Here is a 12,536-nt window from a genome sequence, read left to right on the forward strand (position 1 = left end):
AAGACAAGTGCTGAGATTCGGCGCGGCCGGCGCCGGAGCCGCGATGTTGCCGCTGTCCTGGACGGCCGCCGCCCGAGCCGCCTCGGCGCCCCCCGCGGAGGTGCGCGCCGCGAACGACCTGGCGCTCTGGTACGACGAGGAGGCAGGCACGGACTGGCTGAGGGCGCTGCCGATCGGCAACGGCCGCCTGGGCGCCATGGTCTTCGGCAACGCCGGCACCGAGCGCCTGCAGCTCAACGAGGACACCGTCTGGGCCGGCGGTCCCTACGACCAGAGCAACCCCCGGGGGGCGGCGGCGCTGGGGCAGATCCGGCAACTGGTCTTCCAGAACCAGTGGAACCAGGCCCAGACCCTGATCGACGAGAACATGCTCGGCAGGCCCGCGGGCCAGCTGGCCTACCAGACCGTCGGCGACCTGCGGCTCGCCTTCGGCGGCACCGCCGGCGTCTCGGAGTACACCCGGCACCTGGACCTCACCACGGCCATCACGTCCGTGTCCTATCTGCGGAACGGCGTGCGCCACCGGCGCGAGGCGCTGGCGAGCGCGCCGGACCAGGTGATCGCCGTCCGCCTGACCGCCGACCGGCCGGGCTCGATCACGTTCTCCGCGACGTTCGGCAGCCCTCAGCGGACGACCCGCTCCAGCCCCGACGCGGCGACGGTCGCGCTCGACGGCGTCTCGGGCGACTTCGAGGGAGTGACCGGCTCCGTCCGCTTCCTGGCACTGGCCAGGGCCGTCGCCGAGGGCGGCACCGTCACCAGCTCCGGCGGCACGCTCCAGGTGTCCGACGCCGACAGCGTGACCCTGCTGATCTCCATCGGCTCCAGTTACGTGAGCTACGACGACGTCGGCGGCGACCACCGGGGCATCGCCCGGCGCCATCTCGACGCCGCGGCCGGCAGCGCGTACGACGACCTGCGCGACCGGCACGTCGCCGACCACCAGCGGCTGTTCGGGCGCACGACGCTCGACCTCGGCCGCACCGCGGCCGCCGACCAGCCGACCGACGTGCGCATCGCGCAGCACGCGAACACCGACGACCCGCAGTTCTCCGCGCTGCTGTTCCAGTACGGCCGCTACCTGCTGATCTCCTCCTCACGGCCCGGCACCCAGCCGGCCAACCTGCAGGGCATCTGGAACGACTCGCTGACGCCGGCGTGGGACTCCAAATACACCATCAACGCCAACCTGCCCATGAACTACTGGCCGGCCGACACCACGAACCTGGCGGAATGCTACGAGCCGGTGTTCGAGATGATCAACGACCTCGCCGCCAGCGGCGCCCGCACGGCCCGGGTGCAGTACGACGCCGGCGGCTGGGTCACCCACCACAACACCGACGCCTGGCGGGGGACATCGGTCGTGGACGGCGCGTTCTGGGGCATGTGGCAGACCGGCGGCGCGTGGCTGGCGACCCTCGTCTGGGACCACTACACCTTCACCGGCGACCTCGACTTCCTCCGGCGGCACTACCCGGCCATGAAGGGCGCCGCGCAGTTCTTCCTCGACACCCTCGTGGAGGAGCCGAGCCTGCGCTACCTGGTCACGAACCCGTCGAACTCCCCGGAGCTGGCCCACCACTCGGGCGTCAGCGTCTGCGCCGGCCCCACGATGGACAACCAGATCCTGCGTGACCTGTTCGACGGCTGCGCCCGGGCCTCCCAGGCTCTGGGCACCGATGCCGACTTCCGGACACGGGTCCTGACCGCCCGGGACCGGCTCCCGCCGATGAAGATCGGCTCGCGCGGCAACGTCCAGGAGTGGCTCCACGACTGGATCGAGCCCGAGACCAGCCACCGGCACGTCTCCCACCTCTACGGCCTGCACCCCAGCAACCAGATCACCAGACGCGGCACCCCGGCCCTGCACACCGCCGCCCGGCGCACCCTCGAACTGCGCGGCGACGACGGCACCGGCTGGTCGCTCGCCTGGAAGATCAACTACTGGGCGCGGCTGGAGGAGGGCAGCCGGGCGCACGCGCTGCTCCGCCTCCTGGTGCGGACGGACCGGCTCGCGCCGAACCTGTTCGACCTGCATCCCCCGTTCCAGATCGACGGCAACTTCGGCGCCACGTCCGGCATCGCCGAGATGCTGCTGCAGAGCCACGCCGGCGAGCTGCACGTGCTGCCGGCCCTGCCGGCGGCCTGGCCGACCGGCACGGTGCGAGGCCTGCGGGGACGCGGCGGCTACACGGTGGACGTGACCTGGAGTTCCGGCGTGGCCACCGAGACCCTCGTCACGTTCGACCGCGACGCGACGATCAACGTCCGCAGCCGCTCGTTCGCCGGAACCATCCAGGTGACCGACACCACGACCGGCGGCGCCGTCACCGTCACCAGACCCGAGCCCGACGTCGTCGCCCTGACCGGCCAGGCCGGCCGCGCCTACCGCGTGACGGCGTCCGCCCCGCCCGCCGCCTACGTCCGCCTCGCCAACGTCTCCACCGGCCTCGTCCTGGACAGCGGAGGCAACGTCGCCTCCGGCTCGGTGCTCAAACAGTGGAATTATGACGGCAGCCCCAACCTGCAGTGGCAGCTCCTGGACCTGGGCGGCGGCTGGTACCGCATCGTCAACCGCACCAACGGCATGGTCATCGACAGCTGGGGCGACACCGCCAACGGCGCGAGCGCGCGGCAGGCGGCCTGGAACGGCGGCAACAACCAGCAGTGGCGGCTCAACGCGGTGAGCAGCGGGCGCTGTCAGATCATCAACCGGGGCACGGGGACCGCTCTGGACGGGATGGGCAACAGCACCGTCGGCTCCACCGTGGCGATGTGGACGCCCAACAGCAGCACCAACAACCAGTGGACCGTCACGGGCACGTGAGGGCCCGGCAAGCCAGGCGGCGAAGCCGTGGACGTGGCGGAGCGCGGGGCGTCGCGGGAGCCGGTGCCGGGCTGGGAGAGCGTCGCCTCGCCATCAGGTCCGGCGGGCGTGCGACGCGGGGCGGTCGGCGAACCAGGGGCGTGGATCGAAGCCGGTGCGGAGTTCGGCCGGGGAGCGTTCTCCAGGCCGGCTACCGGCACAACCCGAAGTTCACCGGGGTCATCGGCGCGGTCCGTCTCACCTGTCGTGGAGGATCGGGCGCAGGACCTTCTCGTACGCCTTGGCGTACGTGACCATGCCCAGGTCGCTCGGATGCGATCCGTCGACCATTTCCTCCGCCTGCGGGAGTTTGTCGGCCTTGAGGTACCAGAGGTGCTTGACGCCGGAGGCGCGCAGGTTCATGTACGCCGCGTGGAGGGCGGCCGCGTTCTGGGCGTTGCGATCCCGGCGGAACTGGACGAACTGACCGTCCCCGTACCGGCGGTCCTCGACGAGGAGGATGGGGGTGTCCGGGCGCGCCTCGCGCAGGATGCGGACGAAGGGTTCGGCGCGTTCGGAGATCTGCTGCGGGTTCATGTTGGGGGAGCTGTCGACGGCGTAGACCGACGCCTCGAGCTCGGTCATCAGCTCGGCGATCTCGGGTTCCATCCTCGCGTTGCCGGAGAATCCCAGGTTGATGGTGGGCATGTCGAAGCGGCGGCCCAGGAGCGCCGTGATGGACATGCCGGGCCGGGACGCCACCCCGCCCTGCATGATCGAGCTGCCGTAGAAGACCGCGGGCCTGGCGGTGCGCGGGGCGACCCCGGCGAACGAGGCGCCGGCCTCGACGCCGATCTGGAGCTGCTGCGGGCTGTTGTACAGCGGGAGGTAGGCGGTGTAAAGGCGCTCTCCGGGGTCGACCGCGAGGCCCATCTGCTGGTCGACGGTCTGCGCCGTCGGGTGCGTGTTGGCCAGCCAGGCGTCCTGCCCGGCTCCGGTGCGCGCGTACAGGTCCACGCCGCTGTGGCCGATGGCCGGCATGTGGTACATCGCGGTGGTGGCCAGGTTGAGCCGGTAGCGGGCTCGGAAGATCGTCGAGTTGGTCACGAACCGGGTCGAGAGCCCGGAGGAGTTCCTGCTCCGCACCCAGACCTCAGGGGTCACGAGGCCTTCGGCCCTGGCCGGCAGCCGGTCGTAGAAGGCTGCCGTGTCGGACCAGCCCTTGCCCTCGACGCCCCAGTGGGACACGTCGTACCAGGCGACGTCGCCCTCGACGGTGGGCGTCACCTCGACGAACTCCGTGGGCCACGCCGCGGGCGGTTGCGGGGCGGCGTGGGCCGGCGTGGGTAACAGGCCGGGTATCGCGAGGGCGGCTCCGCCGGCGCCGGCGAGTCCGAGGAGGTGACGGCGATTGACCATGTGGTTTCCCATCGGTGCTCCCTTGTCGATCGATGTTTCTCAGGGCTCGGGCCGGACGGGGAAGGCGCTGGTCGAGGCAGGGTGGTCATGCGTCGGCCCTGATGCGACGATGATCGGACCCGGCCTGACGGTCGCGGCCAGCCGTGGGACGGAGGAGTGGCGGTGCGTCGGCGCTCCGCCATGGTTCACCGGGAGGTCATGATTCCTCGGTGACTTTATGAGCTGGTATACAAGTCGTCAATACCAATTCATGGCCGTGGCGTAAAATGCGGGATAAGCGAGGGTGCCGCCGTGAAGGGCTGGAGGGGGTGGACGTGAGCGACGCAGACGCTCGTCGCGGGCGCAAGCACAACATGGTCCGGGAGCGGATCATGAGCCTGCTCGAGGACCTCAACGTGGGCGATCCGATCCCGCCGGAGCGGGTGCTGGAAGAGGACTGCGGGGTCTCCAGGCTCACGGTGCGGCGAGCCGTCGACGACCTGGTCAGGGACGGTCATCTCATCCGCAGGCAGGGCAGCGGGACCTACGTCGCGCGGCCCACGATCACGCAGTCGCCGGCGGCGTCGTCGTTCTCGATGAGCCTGCGTCAGCGGGGGATCACGCCGTCGACCCGCGTCGTCGGGGTGGAGCGCTCGGACGCGGGCGTCCGGCTGAGCTGGCGGCTCCAGATCGCGCCCTCCGACGCGATCGTGACCGTACGGCGGCTGCGGCTGGCCGACGGCGATCCGATCGCGATCGCCACCACGACGCTGCCGGACGCCCTGGTCCCCGGCCTGCCCGCCGGAGAGCTGGAGGAGAAGTCCCTCTACCGGCTGCTCGCCGATCGGTACGGGCTGAAGGTGGCCTCGGGGACCCAGACCATCGAGCCGACGGTGCTCAGCCCGGAGGAGTCCGCGATGCTCGACGCGCCGCCCTACTCTCCCGCGTTCCTGTTCCGGACCGCGACCCGCACGTCGGACGGCGTTCCCGTCGAGTTCACCCGGACGTTGTTCAGAGGCGACCGGTACATGATCACATCGGAGCTGGACCTGACGGCCACGCCGGAAGAGGACCTCGGGCACCCCCGCGGGGTGACGCACACCGCGACGTCCCTGGGCTGACGGCGGCCCTCCGGCGACTGCAATTGGTGTACAAGAGGTATTGACACCTAGAGCCTCAGATATCACCATTTCGTGCAGCGTGACCTTGCGCCCCTCTCTTCGCGGGCCTATCGATCCGAAGGCGGTCACTCATGCGCACACCCCTGTTACGCGTCGCCGCAGGCGCGTTCTCTCTCGCACTCCTCATGTTCGGGTCGGCGGCCTGCGGATCCGGCGGCGACGATGACGCCGCGTCCGCGTCCGGCGGCCCGGTGACGTGGTACACGCCGATGCCCGAGGAACCCGCTCGACGGCTGGCCGAGGCGTACGAGGCCGAGTCGGGGATCGAGGTCGAGGTGCTGCGGCAGAGCGCCGGCGAGCTCCTGGCGAGGCTGAAGGCCGAGGCCGGCCGCCCGGCGGCCGACGTGATCGGCCTGGCCAGCGGGGACGCCGGCCCGCTCGCCAAGGAGAAGCTGATCCGGCCCCACAAGTCCACCGTCGAGGGCGTCGACAAGCGGTTCGTCGACCCGGCCGGCTACTGGCACGCCAACGAGCTCATCCTGATGACCGTCGGCGTCAACGCCGAGCGGTGGAAGGAGGAGACCGGCGGGGCCCCGCTCCCCAAGACGTGGGACGAGCTGCTCCGCCCCGACCTGAAGGGCCAGCTCGTCATGCCGAACCCGACGCTGTCCGGGACCGGGTACACGTTCGTGGCGACGCAGTTCTTCCGGCACGGCGACGACGCGGCCGCGTGGAAGTTCCTCGACTCGTTCCACGAGCTGGTCGGCCAGTACACCGACAGCGGGGGAGCGCCGTCCCAGCTGGTCGCCACCGGCGAGTACGCGGCCGGCGTGTCCTTCGCCCACGACCTGCTCAACGTGCGCGGGGCCGGGTTCCCCATCGAACTCGTCTACCCCAAGCCCACCGGCGTCGTCATCTCCGGCAACGCGCTCGTCCAGGGGTCGCCGAATCCCCAGGGAGCCGAGAAGTTCATCCAGTGGCTCCAGGGCAGGAAGGCGTCCCAGATGATCGTCGACCTGGTCCACTCGTACCCCGTGCGGAACGACGTCGACCTCCCCGACGGCGCGCAGGGGCTCGCCGAGCTCGACCTCGTGGACTACGACCCGGTGCGCGCCGGCGAGATGCGCGACGCGGTGTCGAAGGAGTTCGCCAAGCGGTACGGGGTCTGACGCCGTGCCCTCGACGACCCGACGCGCCGTCCAGGAACAGCGGACCGAGCAGGAGCCGGCCCCCGGGACCCGCCCGGACTGGCAGCGGCGCAGCCGCAGGCGGCTCCTGGCCGACCGGATCACGGTCGGCACCCTCGCGGTCTACGTCGGCGGCCTGCTCGTCCTCCTCGTCCTGGTGCCGACGGTGGCCATGCTGTTCGAGCCCGACGGCGAGGCATGGAGCGGGCTCGCCGAGCCGCGCGTGGCCCAGGCCGCGAAGAACACCGTCGTCATCGGCGTGGCCTCGACGCTGAGCGCCACCGTGGTCGGCTTCCTGTTTGCCTACGCCCTCAGCCGGCCCGACATCAGGGGCAGGGCCGTGCTGCGGGTGATGGCCCTCCTCCCGCTGATCTCGCCGCCGTTCGTCGTCGGTCTCGCGGTGCTGCTGCTGTTCGGGCGGCGGGATCAGCGGCTGGTCACGCACGAGCTGCTGGGGCTGGACGTCAGCCTCCTGGGACTCGGCGGTCTCTGGCTCGTCCAGACGCTCGCCTTCTTCCCCATGGCCACGCTGACCCTGCTGCCGACGCTGAAGAACATCGGCTCCACCCTGGAGTGGGCCAGCCGGGATCTCGGCTGGACGTGGTTCCAGACCTTCCGCCGGGTCACGCTGCCGCTGGCGTTCCCCACGATCCTGAACGCGCTGCTCCTCGTCGGCATGTTCGTCATCACCGACTTCGGCAACCCCGTCCTCATCGGCGCCGGGTACCAGGTTCTCTCGGTCGAGGCCTACGTGCAGGCCGTGGGCAGGCAGGACTTCGGGATGGCGGCGGTGCTGTGCGTGCTGCTGTTCGTGCCGACGCTGGTCCTCTTCCTGATCCAGCGCCGCGTCCTCGCGCGGCGCTCCGCGGTGACCGTGTCGGGGAAGACCGGGAGCCTGCCTCCCGCGCCGCTCCCCGCGACGGTGCGGCGCGGGCTCCTCGCCGTCCTCGGCATGGTCAGCGTCCTGATGATCCTCATCTACGGGAGCATCCTGGTCGGCTCGTTCACCCGGGCGTGGGGCGCGGACTGGAGCCTCACGCTGGACCACTGGCAGACGGCTCTCCTGCGCGGGGACGACATCCGCAACTCCGCGCTGTTCTCCGCCACGGCGGCGATCATCACGACGATCAGCACCCTGGTCGCCGCCTACGTCGTGCACCGCACGAAGGTCGTCGGCCGTGGCGTGATGGACGGGCTCGCGGTGCTGCCGTCGGCGATCCCCGGGACGATGATCGGCATCTCGTGGCTGCTCACGTTCAACGAGGCCCCGCTCGCTCTGACCGGCACCGCGCTGATCCTGGTGCTGGTCATGGTGGTCCGCGCCATCCCGGTCGGCTACCGGACCGCCGTGACCACGATCAACCAGATCAGCCCGTCGATCGACGAGGCCGCCACCGATCTCGGCGCCTCGCGGGCCCGGGTCATCGTCCAGATCATGTTCCCCCTGCTGGGCGGCGCGTTCACCACGTCGCTCGTGTTCGGGTTCCTCCACGCGATCAACACGCTGAGTGCCGTGATCTTCCTGACGTCGCCGGGGATCGGCCTGGGCGCCCCCACCATCGTCAACCTCGCCGAGTTCGGCCAGTGGGGCGCCGCGACCGGCGTCGCGGCCGGCCTGATGGTGGTCAGCTTCGCCGGGCTCGCCGTCGCCAAGCTCGCCCTCGGCTCCCGGCTGCGGCTCTACGACCTGTGACACCTGCTGATGGAGATTCCATGATCGAACTGAAGTCGTTGTGCAAGTCGTTCGACGGGGTGCCGGCCGTCCGTGACCTCGACGTCGTCGTCGGCCGCGGCGAGTTCCTCTGCCTCCTCGGCTCCAGCGGGTGCGGCAAGAGCACCACGCTGCGGATGATCGCCGGCTTCGTCCGGCCCGACAGCGGGACCGTGCTCATCGACGGCGTCGACGTGTCCGGCTTCGGCCCGGACGCCCGGCCGACGTCCATGGTGTTCCAGGACTACGCGATCTTTCCGCACCTCACCGTCGCGGAGAACATCGAGTTCGGGTTGAAGGCCCAGAAGCTCGCCAGGGACGAGCGGGCCCGCCGCACCGAGGAGGCGCTCGAACTCGTCGGCCTCACGGGCCTCGGCGGCCGGCGGCCGAACGAGCTCTCCGGCGGGCAGCAACAGCGCGTCGCCGTCGCCCGGTCGCTGGCGATCCGGCCGTCGGTGCTCCTCATGGACGAGCCGCTGTCCAACCTCGACGCGAAGACCCGCATCCAGCTACGCACCCAGCTGCGCGAGATCCAGCGCGACACCGGGACGACGATCGTCTACGTCACCCACGACCAGGAGGAGGCGCTGGCCCTCGGAGACCGGATCGCCGTCATGAGGGACGGCTCGCTCGAACAGCTCGGCAGCGCCCACGAGATCTACCTGGCCCCGTCCAGCGGGTACGTCGCCGACTTCGTCGGCATCACGAACTGGCTGGTGGGGGAGTTCGCCGGCGAGTCGGCCGGGTCATGGGAGGTCGACGTCGCCGGCGCGGCGCTCCCGGCGACGCCCGCGGGCGCGTCGTCCTCCGTCGCTCCCGGCTCGCTCGTCGACGTGTCGGTACGCCCTGAGGACGTGTCCCTCACCGAGGAGGACGCCACCGACGGGCGGGCGCTGCGCGGCGTCGTCCGCGACGTGCAGTTCCTCGGCCCGGTCGTCCGCACGTACGTCGACGTCGACGGCTCGGTCGTGATCGTGCATTCGGCTCAGAGCGACTGGTCTCCCGGAGCGGCCGTCCGGCTGGCCGTCGGGAACGGCGCGGCGCGGGCGTTCGCCAGGACCGAGGGGGCGTGGCGCCCACCGGCTGCCGCCGCCCGGCCCGGGAGCGCCGTCGCGACCGCGGCGAGCTGACGGCATGCGCACCGCACACGGAGAGGCGGACCTGCGCGAGCTGCTCGTCGAGCGGAGCCTGTCCGGCGACATCCGGACCACCCGCCGGCAGTCGCTGGCGTACGCGCTCAAGATGCTCGGAGGAGATCCGGACAACACCTTCGGGCTGCAGGACTGGCGTACGGCGACCGTCGACGAGGTCGTGACCGCCGTCGACGCCGGCATCGGCGACCGCATCACGCACGGCGATCCCGACCTGGGGTACATCGCGCCGGAGAACACGCTGGCCGGCATCCGGGCCCATGCCGACGCCCTGGCTCCCTTCCTGCGTGACGGCGGCGCCGCGGTGCTGCTGGCGACCGGGCACCCGACCGGGCTGCTGGAGCACTACGCCGAGCTGGCGCGCGCCCTGCGGAACGCGGGCAACCGGATCGTACGCGTCCTCGACGACCACCGTCTCGGCCTCGCCGTCGGCGCCCACTCCGCCGGTGAGTCGGGGATCCGGTTCTTCGGCGGGGTCGGGTGCGCCTTCCACGACGAGGCGATCCTGCACACCCACCGGCCCGAGTACATGGAGGCCATGATCGCCGCGGCGGCCGATGACGGCGTACGGATCGATCTCGTCATCGCCGACCACGGCATGGCCGGCGCGGCGATCGCCGCCGGCCTGAACACGCTGTCGATAGCCGACGCCAACGACATCGCCCTGTTCCTGGCCCGGGCCCGGGGACGGCACGACCCCGTGCTCCCCATCGAGGACAACTTCACGCCCGCCGAGTTCGCCCCGGTGACCGAGTTCATGCTCCGGCGCGCAGCCGGCATCGCTGGATAAGGAGATGAGTATGTCTCGTCGCGGTTCGATGCGATGGAAAGTTCCCTCCGCCCTGTTATCGGCGGCTCTCGCCCTTGTGCTGACGGGCCCGGCGTACGCGCGGACGGAGGCGCCCGCCGTCGCGGCCACGCTCGACGCGCCGCGGGCCACCGGCCGCACCGAGACCTACCGCGAGACCCGGCCGGTCGCTCCGGGGGTCGAGCTGAGCACGGTCGAACTGCACGGTCCCGACGGCGCCACCGGGGAGCCGGGCTGGCTGCAGACGTACCAGATGTCCGTGGACCTGACGTCCGGCGTACAGATCGGCCGGCTCTTTCCCGGCCGGGTCGCGGCGAGACGTCCGCTCCTCGACATGGCGCGGGAAGCGGGCGCCGTCGCCGCGGTGAACGCGGACTACTTCGACATCTCCGCATCCGGCGCGCCGTGGGGTGTGGCCATCCAGGACGGCGAGCTCCTGCAGTCGCCCCTGCCCAACACGAAGGCGACGCAGACCGACCGGACCGCGGTGATGTTCTCCGAGGACCAGGTGGGCGCCATCGGCGAGATCGTCTTCGAGGGGACCGTCGAGCTGCCCGGTGGCCGGACCGTCCCCCTGGACGCGCTGAACAAGGCGGAACTGCTCGACGGCCAGATCGGCATGTTCACCCCGGTGTGGGGCACGTACTGCCGCTGCCATCCGGTCAAGGGCGTCGAGCGGACCATCGAGGTGGTGGTGCGCGGCGGCGTCGTGGCCGAGGTGGTGGACGTCCCCCGCGAGGGCGCGATCGCCGAGGGCGCGTTCGTGCTGGTGGGGCGGGAGGCCGGGGCGGACGCGCTGTCCTCGTTGCGGGTCGGCGACCCGGTCTCCGTCGACTACGACGTACGCGCTCCGGGCGACATGAAGGTCAAGGCGGCCATGAGCGGCCGTCAGCTCCTCGTCGCTGACGGCGAGCCGCTCGAGCTCCCGGCGGAGAACAACACGCCGGAGCCGCGCACCGCCGTCGGCTTCTCCGCGGACGGGACCAGGATGTGGCTGGTCGCGGTGGACGGCCGCCAGCCCCAGTTCTCCCGCGGCATCGGGCTGAACGAGCTGGCGCGGATGATGGTCGACCTGGGCGCGCACAGCGCGCTGAACCTCGACGGCGGGGGCTCGACGACGCTCGTCGCGCGCGACCCCGGCCAGGAGGACGCCGAACTCGTCAACCGGCCGTCCGACGCCGCGGGCACCCGCCCGGTGCCCACCGGGCTGGCCATGTTCCTTCCCGAGGGCAGCGGCAGGGCCACGGGCTTCTGGGTGAGCACGGCGACGGAACGAGACCGGTTCCCGGGTCCGGATCCGGCCGCGTCATGGCGTACCGAGCGGGTCTTCCCCGGGCTGACCCGCCGGCTGAGGGCGGACGCGTTCGACGAGACGTACGGTCCCGCCGATCTGCCCGGCAAGGCCAGGCCACAGTGGCGGGTCGCGGACAACCGGATCGGCCGGGTGGACCGCGATGGTGTCTTCCGCGCGCTGTCGCCGGGCAGCACGACCGTGACGGCCAAGCGGGGCAGGGCCACCGGGGACATCGAGCTGACCGTGCTGGGTGAGCTGGCCCGCCTGGACACCGGCTCCGGCCGGCTCAACCTCCTCGAAAAGGGCGCCAAGGGGACCTTCGAGGTCAACGGCTCGGACTCCACCGGGTACGCGGCCCCCATCGACCCCGCCGACGTCACCCTTGCCTACGACGACGCCGCGCTGAAGGTGACCGCGGACGGCACCGGAGCGTTCACCGTCACCGCCCGTGCCGACGCCGGCGAGCACGTCGTCTCGGTGTCCGCCGGCGGCGTGACGACCGAGCTCATCGTGGGCATCGGGACGTCCCAGGACGTGGTGGACACCTTCGAGGACACGTCGAACTGGCGCTTCTGGAGCCTGCGCGCGACCGGAACCGTCTCGTCCACCCCGGACGGCCACGTCGGCGACGGGCTGAAGCTGGACTACGACTTCACCCAGAGCACCGAGACGCGCGGCGTCGGCATCTGGCCGGCCGCCAACCTCCTTCCGGTGGCCGGCGAGCCGACGGCGTTCAAGATCTGGGTGAACGCGGAAGGACACGTCCACCGGACGCGCCTCGAGGTCGTCGACCGCGACGGCACCCTGCACACGATCGAGCCCGCGTTCATCACCGAACCGGGCTGGCAGCAGATCACCTATGAGGTGCCGGACACCGTGACCTATCCGGTGAGCCTGCGCCGGATCTTCTTCAACGAGCTCGATCCGGACGCCGGCTACGTCGGCACCCTGGTCCTGGACGAACTGACCGCCGTGGTCGCGAGCTGACCCCGCGCCCCACCCGGACCCGGGCGTCGTCGATCCCGCACGGGACGCCCGGGCGCGGTGCGATGAACCGGGT

The 12,536-nt window shown here is 71.3% G+C and carries 8 protein-coding genes; 7 read left to right on the forward strand and 1 reads right to left on the reverse strand.

What is annotated here, in order from left to right:
* Window positions 1-7 precede the first annotated feature (7 nt).
* Window positions 8-2,827, forward strand: coding sequence for a glycoside hydrolase N-terminal domain-containing protein (locus tag ABGB14_RS05480; protein ID WP_347642426.1), 2,820 nt, complete (start codon window positions 8-10; stop codon window positions 2,825-2,827).
* Between the two features lie 237 nt (window positions 2,828-3,064).
* On the opposite strand, the gene ABGB14_RS05485 is transcribed toward ABGB14_RS05480, so the two are convergent.
* Window positions 3,065-4,237 carry an SGNH/GDSL hydrolase family protein gene (locus ABGB14_RS05485; protein ID WP_347642427.1) on the reverse strand — a complete coding sequence of 391 codons (1,173 nt, stop codon included), beginning with the start codon at window positions 4,235-4,237 and terminating at the stop codon, window positions 3,065-3,067.
* A 302-nt stretch (window positions 4,238-4,539) separates the two neighbouring features.
* Between ABGB14_RS05485 and ABGB14_RS05490 the strand changes: the two genes are divergently transcribed.
* The 6 genes from ABGB14_RS05490 to ABGB14_RS05515 all read left to right on the forward strand — a co-directional run bounded on the left by ABGB14_RS05490 (window position 4,540) and on the right by ABGB14_RS05515 (window position 12,463).
* The gene (locus tag ABGB14_RS05490; RefSeq protein WP_347642428.1) at window positions 4,540-5,325 is read left to right on the forward strand and encodes a GntR family transcriptional regulator; all 786 of its coding nucleotides are present in this window, start codon (window positions 4,540-4,542) and stop codon (window positions 5,323-5,325) included.
* Window positions 5,326-5,456: 131 nt separating this feature from the next.
* Entirely contained in the window at window positions 5,457-6,494 is a 1,038-nt protein-coding gene (locus ABGB14_RS05495; protein ID WP_347642429.1) for an ABC transporter substrate-binding protein, read from the forward strand.
* A 4-nt stretch (window positions 6,495-6,498) separates the two neighbouring features.
* On the forward strand, window positions 6,499-8,205 hold the full coding sequence (locus tag ABGB14_RS05500; protein WP_347642430.1) for an iron ABC transporter permease: 1,707 nt from the start codon (window positions 6,499-6,501) through the stop codon (window positions 8,203-8,205).
* A 20-nt stretch (window positions 8,206-8,225) separates the two neighbouring features.
* On the forward strand, window positions 8,226-9,353 hold the full coding sequence (locus tag ABGB14_RS05505; RefSeq protein ID WP_347642431.1) for an ABC transporter ATP-binding protein: 1,128 nt from the start codon (window positions 8,226-8,228) through the stop codon (window positions 9,351-9,353).
* Between the two features lie 4 nt (window positions 9,354-9,357).
* Window positions 9,358-10,164: a phosphatase gene (locus tag ABGB14_RS05510; protein ID WP_347642432.1), complete on the forward strand. Its 807-nt coding sequence runs from the start codon at window positions 9,358-9,360 to the stop codon at window positions 10,162-10,164.
* Window positions 10,165-10,174: 10 nt separating this feature from the next.
* Window positions 10,175-12,463 (forward strand): phosphodiester glycosidase family protein, encoded by a 2,289-nt coding sequence (locus ABGB14_RS05515; RefSeq protein WP_347642433.1) that lies wholly within the window; start codon window positions 10,175-10,177, stop codon window positions 12,461-12,463.
* Window positions 12,464-12,536 lie beyond the last annotated feature (73 nt).

The organism is Nonomuraea sp. B10E15 (assembly GCF_039871615.1).
Taxonomy (GTDB): Bacteria; Actinomycetota; Actinomycetes; order Streptosporangiales; family Streptosporangiaceae; genus Nonomuraea.

Bases quoted from the DNA above. Each gene is read 5' to 3' on its own strand.
- ABGB14_RS05485 (WP_347642427.1), bottom strand. From the start codon at position 4,237: ATGGGAAACCACATGGTCAATCGCCGTCACCTCCTCGGACTCGCCGGC.
- ABGB14_RS05495 (WP_347642429.1), top strand. From the start codon at position 5,457: ATGCGCACACCCCTGTTACGCGTCGCCGCAGGCGCGTTCTCTCTCGCA.
- ABGB14_RS05505 (WP_347642431.1), top strand. From the start codon at position 8,226: ATGATCGAACTGAAGTCGTTGTGCAAGTCGTTCGACGGGGTGCCGGCC.
- ABGB14_RS05510 (WP_347642432.1), top strand. From the start codon at position 9,358: ATGCGCACCGCACACGGAGAGGCGGACCTGCGCGAGCTGCTCGTCGAG.
- ABGB14_RS05515 (WP_347642433.1), top strand. From the start codon at position 10,175: ATGTCTCGTCGCGGTTCGATGCGATGGAAAGTTCCCTCCGCCCTGTTA.